This window comes from Rhizobacter sp., from assembly GCF_031412495.1.
In the GTDB taxonomy this organism is placed as follows: domain Bacteria; phylum Pseudomonadota; class Gammaproteobacteria; order Burkholderiales; family Burkholderiaceae_C; genus Schlegelella_A.
The window spans coordinates 1-11,142 of sequence record NZ_JANODC010000036.1; the positions used below are offsets into that span (position 1 = coordinate 1).

Annotated in this window: 8 protein-coding genes; all 8 read left to right on the plus strand. The window is 71.8% G+C overall.

Annotation, left to right across the window (positions count from 1 at the left end; translation table 11 throughout):
* A partial coding sequence (locus AC30N0_RS01255; RefSeq protein WP_489516125.1) for a discoidin domain-containing protein occupies positions 1–2,560 on the plus strand: 2,560 nt, incomplete at its 5' end.
* A 156-nt stretch (positions 2,561–2,716) separates the two neighbouring features.
* The gene (locus tag AC30N0_RS01260; RefSeq protein ID WP_489516126.1) at positions 2,717–5,146 is read left to right on the plus strand and encodes a catalase; all 2,430 of its coding nucleotides are present in this window, start codon (positions 2,717–2,719) and stop codon (positions 5,144–5,146) included.
* 34 nt (positions 5,147–5,180) lie between these two features.
* On the plus strand, positions 5,181–5,951 hold the full coding sequence (locus AC30N0_RS01265) for a hypothetical protein (RefSeq protein ID WP_489516127.1): 771 nt from the start codon (positions 5,181–5,183) through the stop codon (positions 5,949–5,951).
* Positions 5,948–6,745: a cyclase family protein gene (locus AC30N0_RS01270; protein WP_489516128.1), complete on the plus strand. Its 798-nt coding sequence runs from the start codon at positions 5,948–5,950 to the stop codon at positions 6,743–6,745. Before AC30N0_RS01265 ends, AC30N0_RS01270 begins: the two co-directional genes overlap by 4 nt.
* A 15-nt stretch (positions 6,746–6,760) precedes the next feature.
* Positions 6,761–7,459 (plus strand): hypothetical protein, encoded by a 699-nt coding sequence (locus AC30N0_RS01275; RefSeq protein WP_489516129.1) that lies wholly within the window; start codon positions 6,761–6,763, stop codon positions 7,457–7,459.
* A 59-nt stretch (positions 7,460–7,518) separates the two neighbouring features.
* Positions 7,519–9,930, plus strand: a complete 2,412-nt coding sequence (locus AC30N0_RS01280; RefSeq protein WP_489516130.1) for a bifunctional salicylyl-CoA 5-hydroxylase/oxidoreductase — start codon at positions 7,519–7,521, stop codon at positions 9,928–9,930.
* Positions 9,930–10,469: a MarR family winged helix-turn-helix transcriptional regulator gene (locus AC30N0_RS01285; RefSeq protein ID WP_489516131.1), complete on the plus strand. Its 540-nt coding sequence runs from the start codon at positions 9,930–9,932 to the stop codon at positions 10,467–10,469. Before AC30N0_RS01280 ends, AC30N0_RS01285 begins: the two co-directional genes overlap by 1 nt.
* 22 nt (positions 10,470–10,491) lie before the next feature.
* On the plus strand, positions 10,492–11,142 hold a 651-nt coding region (locus AC30N0_RS01290), incomplete at its 3' end, for an enoyl-CoA hydratase family protein (RefSeq protein WP_489516132.1).

The following is an 11,142-nucleotide window of genomic DNA, read 5'->3' on the forward strand; positions in this document are numbered from 1 at the left end:
CACCGACTGGCACCCCGCCACGGGCCGCGGCGCCGCCGCGGTGCTGACGGTCGATCACGGCCTGCCGCGCGAGTTCGGCGCGCTCGCCTTGCGCTGGCGCCGCGGCGCGGCGGCGTCGCGCTACGCGATCGAGCTGTCCGACGACGGCGAGCGATGGCGCGACGGCCGCCACATCGAGCGCGCGCGCGGCGACCTGCACGTGCACTGGCTGCCGGATTCGGAAGCGCGCTTCGTCCGCGTCCGCGTCGACGAGCCGTCGGAGCGGGACGTGGCCCTGGCCGAGCTCGAGCTGCGGCCGCCGCTCGAGGCCAACGCCTTCTTCGCGCAGCTGGCCAAGGACGCGCCGCGCGGCCGCTACCCGCGCGCCTACGTCGGCGAGCAGGCCTACTGGACCGTGCTCGGCGTCGACGGCGGCCGCACCGCCTCGCTGCTCGGCGAGGACGGCGTGCTCGAGCCGGTGCCAGGGGTCGGCGCGCTCGAGCCCTTCCTCGTCGCCGACGGCCGCCTCGTCACCTGGGCCGACGCGCGCATCACGCACCGACTGCGCGACGGCGACCTGCCGATCCCGTCGGTGCAGTGGCGGGCCGGCGACCTCGGGCTCGACATCGAGGCCTTCGGCAGCGGCACGCCCGAGGCGGCGCAGGCGCTCGCCCGCTACCGCGTCCACAACCGCAGCCGGCAGGCGCGCCGCGTGACGCTGGCGCTCGCCTGGCGGCCGTTCCAGGCCAACCCGCCGACGCAGTTCCTCGCCCACCCCGGCGGTGCCAGCCGCATCGGCGAGCTGGGCTGGGACGGCCGTGCGCTCGCGGTCGACGGCGTGCCGCGGCTGCATGCGCTGTCCGCGCCGAGCGCCGTGCGGCTCGAGCCCCTGGCCGCCGGACCGGTCGGCGACTGGCTGGCCGAGGCGGCGCCTTCGCTCGGCGCGCGTCCGATGCAGGGCACGCCGGCCTCGGCGGCGTCGACCCGCCTCGTCGACAGCGCCGGCTTCGCCAGCGCGGCATTGACCTTCGACCTGCGCCTCCGCCCCGGCGAGCACCGCGACGTCCTGGTGGCGCTGCCGGTCCGCGGCACGCCTTTACCGCCCACCGCCGCCGGCTTCGCCACCGCCGAGCGGCGCGCCGTCGCGCACTGGCGCGAGCGCCTGGACCGCGTCCGCATCACGGGTCCGGCCGAGGTCGAGGACATCGCGCGCACGCTGCGCAGCTCGCTCGGCCACATCCTCGTCAACCGCAGCGGAGCCGCCATCCAGCCCGGCCCGCGCGCCTACGCGCGCTCGTGGATCCGCGACGGCGCCCTCACCTCGGCGGCGCTGCTGCGCCTCGGCCACGAGGACGTGGCGCGCGACTTCCTGCGCTGGTTCGCGCCGTTCCAGTTCGCGAGCGGCAAGGTGCCGTGCTGCGCCACCGAGCGCGGCGCCGACCCGGTGCCCGAGAACGACAGCGCCGGCGAGTTCGCCTTCGCCGCCGCCGACCTGTGGCTGCACAGCCGCGACGAGACGACGGCGCGGGCGCTCTGGCCGCACGTGCGCCGCGCCGTGGCGCACATGGAGGTGCTGCGCGCGAGCGAGCGCACCGACGCCAACCTGGTGCCCGAGCGCCGCGCCTACTTCGGCCTGATGCCGCCGTCGATCAGCCACGAGGGCTACTCCGACCAGCCGGCCTACTCGTACTGGGACGACTTCTGGGCCGCGACCGGCTACCGGAGCGCGGTGACGCTGGCGCGGGGGTTGGGCCTGACCGATGACGCAGCCCGCATCGAAAAACACGGCGACGAGTTCATGGCCGACCTGCTCGCGTCGCTCGCCGCGAGCACGAAGCGGCACGGCCTCGACGTGCTGCCCGGCGCCGCCGACCGCGGCGACGTCGATCCGACCTCGAGCACCGTCGCGCTCAGCCCGGGCGGCCTGCTCGGCACCCTGCCCGAGGCGCTGGTGCGCAACACCTTCGACCGCTACTGGCGCGACTTCGTCGAGCGGCGCGACAGCGGCAAGGCCTGGGACGCCTACACGCCCTACGAGTGGCGCAACGTCGCCGCCTTCGTGCGGCTCGGCCAGCGCGAGCGCGCGCTCGCGGCGATGGCCTTCTTCTACCGCGACCGCCGCCCGGCCGGCTGGAACCAGTGGGCCGAGGTCGTGCTTCGCGACCCGCGCGAGCCGCGCTTCCTCGGCGACATGCCGCACGGCTGGGTCGCCTCGGACCAGATCCGCTCGGTGCTCGACCTGTTCGCCTACGAGCACGAAGGCGAGCGCTCGCTCGTCCTCGCGGCCGGCATCCCGATGGCCTGGCTTGACGGCCCCGGCCTGGCGCTGCGGGACCTTCGCACGCCGTACGGTCGGCTCAGCTGGAGCGGCCAGGCCAGGACGGAGCGCGGCCGCCGTTTCGTCGACATCGAGGTGAAGGCGCTGCGCGCCGGTCCGCCCGGCGGCATCGTCCTGCGCGGCCCCTGGCCCGCGGCATCGCGCGCGTGGGTCGACGGCGTCGCCCACGCCGGCACGGCCGGCGAGATCCGGGTCCCGCGCACGCCTGCCCGCGTGCGGATCGAGCTGCCCGGGACGCGCTGAGCGCCCCGCCGGCGCGGCATGCGCGCACGCTGTGGGCAATCTCCTACGTCGCGATCTTTCGGCGTCCCACGGCAAACGAGGGGCGCGGCACCGACGATCGGTGTTCCCGGCGTCGCGGCAGCGATGCCTGTCCTCGTCCGGCCTCAGGAAACCTCAATGGCATCGCGCAAGAGCAAGACCCCTCCGAAGAACGTCGGCCCCTCGTCTTCCACGGCCCGCCAGAGCATCGGCACCGTGCTCTCCACGTTTTCAGGCCCGTCGACGTCGCTCCTCGACGACGACGGCGTCGCGGCGCTGCCGACCGTCTCCGAGGTCCGCCTCGGCACCCAGAAGGTCGGCGCCCAGCTCGCCGGCGCGGCGATGCCGGCCAATCCCCTCAAGGCGTCCGAGTTCGGGCTCGATGCCGGGCACGCGCCGCAGGCGGGCCGGCCCGTGCAGCCGCACGACACGATCGACTCCGCCAGCACCGTCACCGAGGACGCCGTGTCGGCGAAGGTCGGCGACGGCACGCCGCCGCAAGGCCACAACCCGGGCAACGATTCGCTCGACCGCGTCCGCGTCGATTCCGGCGGCCGGGCCCTGACCACCAACATGGGCATCGCCGTCGGCGACAACCAGAATTCGCTCAAGGCCGGCCTGCGCGGGCCGACCCTGCTCGAAGACTTCATCCTGCGCGAGAAGATCACCCACTTCGACCACGAGCGCATTCCGGAGCGCATCGTCCACGCCCGCGGCTCGGCCGCGCACGGCTTCTTCGAGGCCTACCAGTCGCTGGCGCCGATCACGCGGGCGGCGCCGTTCGCCGAAGCCGGCAAGCGCACGCCCGTGTTCGTGCGCTTCTCCACCGTCGCCGGCGAGCGCGGCTCGTTCGACCTGGCCCGCGACGTGCGCGGCTTCGCCGTCAAGTTCTACACCGACGAAGGCAACTGGGACATCGTCGGCAACAACATCCCGGTCTTCTTCATCCAGGACGCGATGAAGTTCCCGGACCTCGTGCACGCGGTCAAGCCGGAGCCGCACAACGCGATGCCGCAGGCGGCGAGCGCGCACGACACCTTCTGGGACTTCGTCTCGCTGATGCCGGAATCGACGCACATGCTGATGTGGGTGATGTCCGACCGCGCGATCCCGCGCAGCTACCGCACCATGCAGGGCTTCGGCGTGCACACCTTCCGGCTCGTCAATGCCGAAGGCCATTCGCGCTTCTGCAAGTTCCACTGGAGCCCGGTCGCCGGCACGCATTCGGTGGTGTGGGACGAGGCCGTCAAGATCAACGGCGCCGATCCGGACTTCCACCGCCGCGACCTGTGGGAGTCGATCGAGGCCGGCGTCTACCCCGAATACGAGCTCGGCCTGCAGGTCTTCACCGAGGAAGAGGCCGAGCGTTTCAGCTTCGACGTGCTCGACGCGACCAAGATCGTCCCCGAGGAGCTGGTCCCGGTGCGCCCGGTCGGCCGCATGGTGCTGAACCGCAACCCGGACAACTTCTTCGCCGAGACCGAGCAGGTCGCCTTCGGCACCGCGAACATGATCCCCGGCATCGACACCAGCAACGACCCGCTGCTGCAAGGCCGCCACCACTCGTACCTCGACACGCAGCTGAGCCGGCTCGGCGGCCCCAACTTCCACGAGATCCCGATCAACGCGCCGGTCGCGCAGGTGCACAACAACCAGCGCGACGGCATGCACCGGCAGGCGATCCCGCGCGGGCGCGTCTCGTACGAGCCGAACTCGCTCGGCGGCGGCTGCCCGTTCCAGGCCGGCATGAAGGGCTTCGTGTCGTTCCCGCAGCCGGTCTTCGAGGACAAGGTGCGCGGCAAGCCCGAGAAGTTCGCCGACCATTTCACGCAGGCGCGCCTCTTCTTCGAGAGCCAGTCGCAGACCGAGAAGAACCACATCGTCGGCGCCTTCCGCTTCGAGCTCACCAAGGTCGGCGTGCAGGCGATCCGCGAGCGCGTCGTGTCGATGCTCGCCAACGTGTCCGACGAGCTGGCCCAGGGCGTCGCCGACGGTCTCGGCATCGACGTTCCGCCGGCTCAGCCGCGCGTGCTGCAGACGCCGCCGACACCCGAGGTGACCCATTCGCCGGCGCTGTCGCTGATGGCTCGGCCGGGCGACGGCGGCGTGCGCGGCCGAAAGGTCGCGCTGCTTGTCGCCGACGGCATCGACGGCGAGTCGCTGCGCGCCGCGCACCGCGCCCTCGCCGCCGAAGGCGCGGCGCCGCGCTTCGTCGGCGTGCGCCTGGGCCGCGTCCGGCCGGCATCGGGCGACGTCATCCACGCCGAGGTGACCCTGGAGACGGCGCCCTCGTCGACCTGGGACGCGGTCGTCGTCCCCGGCAACGATGCGGCGCTGGCCGGGCAGGGCCAGGTCCTCGAGTTCCTGAAGGATCAGTACAGGCACTGCAAGCCGATGCTCTTCCTCGGTGCGGCGAGCGAGGCGAAAGACGCGTGCCGCCTGCCCGCTTCCTTGCCCGACGGAAGCGCCGATCCGGGCCTCGTCTCGGGCGATGGCGTTCCGGCCTTCATCGCCGCCCTGGCGAAGCACCGCGCGTACGAGCGGGAGACCGATCCACCTCGGGTCTGACTTCGGCGAAACTCGGCTCCGAGGAGCCGATTTCATGAGCATCGAGTACGTCAGCATCGACGCCGCCGTCCAGCGGCCCGGCCTGCGCATGGTCGTCGTCGGCGGCGTGCCCAGCGGCTGGAGCGAGGCGGCCAAGGGCATCCTGCACATCAAGCGCATCCCGTGGGCGGCGGTGCGCCTGACCTACGACAGCGAGCTGCTGAAGCAGTGGGCCGGCCAGCGCAGCGGCCCGGTTGCGGTCTACGGCAACGAGCCGCCGCTGGCCGGCTGGCGCGAGATCCTCCTGCTCGCCGAGCGCCTGGCGCCCGAGCCGGCCCTGTTGCCGCATGAGCCGCTCTCGCGCGACCTCGTCCTCGAGCTGTCGAACGACATCTGCGGCAAGGGCGGCCTCGGCTGGGCGCGCCGGCTGCAGCTGATCCACGCCGGCATGAACGGGGAGGGCGGCTTCCCGGAGCGCGTCGCTGCCTACCTCGGCAAGAAGTACGGCTACAGCGCCGAGGCCGGCGCCGCCGCCGGCGCGCGCGTCACCGACCTGCTGGGGCGGATGGCGGCGCGGCTGAAGAAGCAGCAGGAGGCCGGCGCGCCCTGGTACCTCGGCCAGATCCTGACCGCGGTCGACGTCTACAGCGCCGCCTTCATGGCGATGTTCCGGCCGCTGCCGCACGAGCAATGCCCGATGGACGCGGCCACGCGCGTGGCCTTCGAGACGCTCGACGCGCGCACGGCGGCGGCCGTCGACCCGGTGCTGATCGCGCACCGCGACCGGATGTACGCCGAGCACCTGGCGCTGCCCCTGTCGCTGTGAGCGCCGTCGTCACGTCGCTCCTCGGCGAGCTCGTCGCCGCCCTCGCGACGCGGCGGATCCGCGTCGTCGACCTGACGCAGACCCTCAGCCCCGACTTCCCGCAGATCGCGCTGCCGCCCGAGATGGGCCAGTGCTGGCCGTTCCGCATCGAGGAGATCTCGGCCTACGACGCGCGCGGGCCGGGCTGGTACTGGAACAACTTCTCCTGCGGCGAGCACACCGGCACCCACTTCGACGCGCCGATCCACTGGATCTCCGGCCGCGACCTGCCGAACAACTCGGTCGACACCATTCACGCCGGGCACTTCGTGGCCCCGGCCTGCGTGATCGACTGCTCCGCCGAGGCTTCGGCCGACGCCGACTACCTGCTCACCGTCGCCGACATCGAGCGCTTCGAGGCGGTGCACGGCCGCATCCCGGAAGGCGCCTGGTTCCTGATGCGCACCGACTGGTCGAAGCGGCGCGACCCCGAGGCCTATCAGAACTTCGACGAGACCGGCCAGCACACGCCCGGCCCGAGCGCCGAGGCGGTGCAATTCCTCGTCGAGCAGCGCAACGTGCTCGGCTTCGGCACCGAGGCGATCGGCACCGACGCCGGTCAGGGCTACCACCTGCGGCCGCCGTACCCCTGCCACTACACCATGCACGGGGCCGGCCGCTACGGCCTGCAGTGCCTCGCCAACCTCGACCTGCTGCCGCCGACAGGGGCGGTGCTGATCTGCCCGCCGCTGAAGATCGAGAAGGGGAGCGGCAGCCCTCTGCGCGTGCTGGCGCTGGTGGAAGGCCCTCCCTAAGCCGCCCGGCCCGACATGGACCTGTCCGACTGGCTGCTGGTCCCGGGCGAATGGCTGTTCGAGCATTCGGGACTGTCGAGTCTGGGCGCGATGGACCAAGATCGGGGCAACGCGGTCGTGACCCTCGGACTGGCGTTCTGGATCGTGCTCCTGCTGGTGACGTGGCGGCTTTGGCACGTGTGGCGCCCCCACTCGACCGGCCGCATCGCCACGGGGCACGCCAGGAGCGACGATTCATGGGCCAGCGAGCTCTCCGGCCACGCCGCGAGCACGCGCGCCTGGCTGCAGTCGTGGACGCTGCGTGAGGCCTGGGGATGGGCCTTGCGCCTGCAAGCCACCCACCTGATCGTCTTCGTGGCGCCGACGCTCGCGGTGGTGCTGACGAAGTACGCCCTCTTCATTCTGTTTTTTCCACTCACGATCATGAGCTTCGCCGACCAGACGGGACCGATCGCGCGGCTGGAGCCGCTCGATCGGCCGGCATGCTGGACGTTCGTGTCGTGGTGCGTCAGCCCGGCGGCCAGCTTCCGCAAACGCACGGACGCGGAGCGTGCCGCCTGCGGCGACGACAAGCGATGCGCGGAGTCGCGCGTGGCCTTGCCCGACCGTGCGCAGCCGTACTTCAAGCTTGCCTGGGTCCTGCTGGCCATGGCGTGGATCGGGACCTGGCGGCGACGTGCTCATCCGGCAGGAGCATCTCCCACCAGACCGTGAGCGGGCCGGTGCCAGCCTCGCTTGTACGCGAAACTGGTTTAGAACTAAACTATCCGTCGATGAACATCGTCTCCATCGGCGGCGGCCCGGCCGGCCTCTACTTCGCCCTGCTTATGAAGCAGCAGTACCCGACGCACCGCGTCCGCGTCGTCGAGCGCAACAAGCCCTACGACACCTTCGGCTGGGGCGTCGTCTTCTCCGACCAGACGCTCGGCAACCTGCAGGTGGCCGACCCGACCAGCGCGGCGCAGATCCTCGACGCCTTCAACCACTGGGACGACATCGAGGTCAACATCCGCGGCCGGAAGTTCACCTCGGGCGGGCACGGTTTCTGCGGCATCGGCAGGAAGCGCCTGCTCAACATCCTGCAGGCGCGCTGCGAGGAAGTCGGCGTCGAGCTGGTCTTCGAAGCCGATGTCAAGAGCGCGGCCGACTACGCCGACGCCGACCTCGTCATCGCCAGCGACGGCCTGAACAGCCGAGTCCGCAAGGAGTTCGAGGGAACCTTTCAGCCCGACATCGACATGCGCCAGTGCCGCTTCGTCTGGCTCGGCACGACGCGCCTGTTCGAGGCCTTCACCTTCGATTTCCAGGAGACGCCGCACGGCTGGTTCCAGGCCCACGCCTACCGCTTCGACGACACCCACTCGACCTTCATCGTCGAGGCCCCGGAGGCGGTGTGGCTGAAGGCCGGCCTCGACACGATGGAGAAGGAAGACGCCATCGCCTTCTGCGAAAAGCTGTTCGCGACGACGCTGCAGGGCCACAAGCTGCTCTCGAACGCGGCGCACCTGCGCGGCTCGGCGCAATGGATCCGCTTCCCGCGCGTCGTCTGCCAGCACTGGGTGCACTGGATGGCGCAGCGTGGCGGCAACGGCCACGGCGAGGTGCCGGTGGTGCTGATGGGCGACGCCGCGCACACGGCGCACTTCTCGGTCGGCTCCGGCACCAAGCTGGCGCTGGAGGATTCGATCGAGCTGGCGCGCTCGATCGGCCAGCATCCCGGCGACCTGCGCGCCGCGCTCGCCCACTACGAAGACGTGCGCAGCATCGAGGTGCTGAAGATCCAGAACGCGGCGCGCAATTCGACCGAGTGGTTCGAGCACGTCGACCGCTACGTCAACCTGCCGCCCGAGCAGTTCGCGTACTCGCTGCTGACGCGCAGCCAGCGCATCAGCCACGAGAACCTGCGCCTGCGCGACAAGGGCTACGTCGAGCACTACGAGGACTGGATCGCCCAGCGAGCCGGCCTGCCGGAGCGCTCCCAGGACGGGTCCGGCGTGCATTGCCTGCCGGTGCGCCAGCCGATTCCGCCCATGCTCACGCCCTTCACCGCGCGCGGCACGACGCTGAAGAACCGGGTCGTCGTCTCGCCGATGGCGCAGTACTCGTGCCTCGACGGCGTGCCGGGCGACTTCCACCTCGTCCACCTCGGCGCGCGGGCCCTCGGCGGCGCCGGCATGGTCGTCGCCGAGATGACCTGCCCGACGCCCGACGCGCGCATCACCCCCGGCTGCCCGGGCCTGTGGAACGCGGCCCAGCGCGACGCCTGGAAGCGCATCGTCGACTTCGTGCACGCCAATAGCGACGCTAAGATCGCCATGCAGCTCGGCCACGCCGGCGCCAAAGGCTCGACCCGAGCGCCCTGGGACGGCGAGGACCAGCCGCTCGAGAGCGGCAACTGGGCCCTGATCTCGGCCTCGCCGCAGCAGTACCTCGACGGCGTCAGCGACTGGTCGCGGGCGATGACGCGCGCCGACATGGACCACGTCCGCGAGGACTTCGTGCGCGCGACCCGCGCCACCGCCGAGGCCGGCTTCGACTGGCTCGAGCTGCACTGCGCGCACGGCTACCTGCTCTCGTCGTTCATCTCGCCGCTCACCAACCAGCGCACCGACGAGTACGGCGGCTCGCTCGAGAATCGCCTGCGCTGGCCGCTCGAGGTCTTTCGAGCGATGCGCGCCGCCTGGCCGCAGCACCTGCCGATGTCGGTGCGCATCTCCGCGCACGACTGGGTCGAGGGCGGCATCACGCCCGACGACGCGGTCGAGATCGCGCGCGCCTTCAAGGCCGCCGGCTGCGACCTCATCGACTGCTCGTCGGGACAGGTCAGCAAGAAGCAGCGCCCGGTCTACGGCCGCATGTACCAGACGCCGTTCGCCGACCGCATCCGCAACGAGGCCGGCATCGCGACGATCGCCGTCGGTGCGATCAGCGAAGCCGACCACGTCAACAGCATCATCGCCGCCGGCCGCGCCGACCTGTGCGCCGTCGCCCGTCCGCACCTGGCCAACCCGGCCTGGACGCTGCTCGAAGCGGCCCGGATCGGCGTCACCGAGGTCGGCTGGCCGAAGCAGTACCGCTCCGCGAAGACGCAGCTCGAGCGCAACCTCGAACGCGAGAAGCAGGCCGCGGCGCAGGTCGCCGGGCTGTCGCCGCTCGAGCAGGCGAACCGGGCGCTGGGGGTCTGATGGCCGCCGCCCGCGACGTGTCGCACGCGCTGCTGCGCAACGCCGGCCCGCTCGGCCACGAAGGCCGCGCCGCCAGCGGCGACCACGCCGTTCTGAAGCTCTGGCTGCGCCTGCTCGCCACGACGACGCAGATTGAGAACGAGGTGCGGCGGCGCCTGCGCGAGCAGTTCGGCATGTCGCTGGCGCGCTTCGACTACCTGTCGCAGCTCTACCGCATTCCCGGCGGCATGAAGATGCGCGAGCTCTCGCGCTTCCTCATGGTCACGGGCGGCAACGTCACCGGGCTGACCGACGAGCTCGAGCGCGAGGGCTTCGTGGTGCGCGAGGAGAGCCCGACCGACCGGCGCGCCTGGATCGTCAGCCTCACCGAGAAGGGCCGGGCCAGCTTTGAGGCCATGGCCGAAGAGCACGAGCGCTGGATCCGCGAGATGTTCGCGGGCCTGGACGCCGAGACGGTGCGCGGCCTGCACGGGCAGCTCGGCACTCTGCGCGCGCACCTGGGGGAAGCGCTCGCCCCGGCCGAAGGAGACACGGCATGAACGATCGCGAGGACCCAACGCCATGAACACGACGAACAGCGGCCTGACTCCCGCGGCCGGCCTCGACCCGGCGCTCGCCGCCGGCAATCGGCGCCCGCTCGCCGGCTACGCGGCGCAGCACTTCGGCTGGCAGGTCGCCGACGGCATCGGCCGCATCACGCTGAATCGCCCCGAGCGCAAGAACCCGCTCACCTTCGACTCCTACGCCGAGATGCGCGACCTGTTCGAGCGCCTGCGCCACGCCGACGACGTGAAGGTCGTCGTCGTCGCCGGCGCCGGCGACAACTTCTGCTCGGGCGGCGACGTGCACGAGATCATCGGCCCGCTCGTCCGCCTGAAGGCGCCCGAGCTGCTGATGTTCACGCGCATGACCGGGGACCTCGTCAAGGCGATGCGGGTCTGCCCGCAGCCCATCGTCGCGGCGATCGACGGCGTCTGCGCCGGCGCCGGCGCCATCATCGCGATGGCGTCGGACCTGCGCGTCGGCACCGCGCGCAGCAAGACCGCGTTCCTGTTCAACCGCGTCGGCCTCGCCGGCTGCGACATGGGCGCCTGCGCGATGCTGCCGAGGATCATCGGCCAGGGCCGCGCCAGCGAGCTGCTCTACACCGGCCGCTCGATGGGCGGCGAGGAGGCCGAGCGCTGGGGCTTCCTGAACCGCCTCAGCGACCCG